At 43.5% G+C, this 912-nt stretch carries 1 protein-coding gene; it reads right to left on the bottom strand.

Translation table 11 applies throughout. The features are described 5' to 3' along the window. Positions 1–83 precede the first annotated feature (83 nt). Positions 84–605, bottom strand: coding sequence for a hypothetical protein (locus tag NW211_RS13880; RefSeq protein WP_258328273.1), 522 nt, complete (start codon positions 603–605; stop codon positions 84–86). Between the last annotated feature and the right edge of the window lie 307 nt (positions 606–912).

Below are 912 nucleotides of genomic sequence, written 5' to 3'. Positions count from 1 at the left end.
TTGGGCCTGTATGGTTGGTACACCTATCAGTGACAGCAACACATAAATCATACACTTTTTCATAGCCGTTAAACAGAATTTTGTTAGTCCTCATCATAGAATGAACGCTTCATATCCAAATCGGGGCAATCCATTCCCATAGATTTTATCGAGCCCTCGACGTAACCCAAATACACGGAGATAACCGAATCGCCATTCTCTCCTTTCCAATAGGAGAACTCCCGTTTCCTGTCTGATACCTCGCATAGCGAATCGGGAATAACTCCATACCAAACGAAAGAAAAATTTTTATATTCAAAATATCCGGTTATTGTACCTCCGCGAAATTCAAATTCGGGATATAAATCAAATCTCAGCCGGGACTCTTCCGAATCAATGTAATATACCTCAAAATTACCTTTATCCAACTTATGCAAGTTGAAACAAATCGAATTAAAAACAAGTGAGTCTATACGTTGCAAGAACAGAGAGTCTTTAAAGACAAGCTCCGGCACCTGCAGGTACCCTCTTTCTCTCTTTGACTCGTCATTAGATACCTGCCCCCATAACGGTGCCGATAAGAGGGTGAAGATTACACCCGTCAAAATTGCATACTTGGATTTCATAGCGTTGGATTTAATATATACCGAAAATTCAACATCCTGTTTTCATGCGTCAAGGTATGAATTTTCCTGCACATATCCAAGCAAATAGAGACGAAAATGCAACAGCGTGTCACCTTGCACTCGATGCGGGGTCCAGTTGTGAGCCGCTTGTGGAAAACATAGGGACGTACAACCCGTGCGTTCTAAAAAGAGGTACGAGCAAGGAAACGACCCTGATGTGAAATCACTGCCCGAGTATTTCTGGATTCCGCATCACGGTGCGGAATGACTCTCCCCGTCACCCAGCACTCGATGCGGGGTCCAGGAG

This window comes from Barnesiella sp. ET7, assembly GCF_024733785.1.
Lineage (GTDB): Bacteria > Bacteroidota > Bacteroidia > Bacteroidales > Barnesiellaceae > Barnesiella > Barnesiella merdigallinarum.
The sequence above is the reverse complement of the archived record's forward strand: the minus strand, read 5'-3'. Positions and strand labels throughout refer to the sequence as shown.

Bases quoted from the DNA above. Each gene is read 5' to 3' on its own strand.
- NW211_RS13880 (WP_258328273.1), bottom strand. From the start codon at position 605: ATGAAATCCAAGTATGCAATTTTGACGGGTGTAATCTTCACCCTCTTA.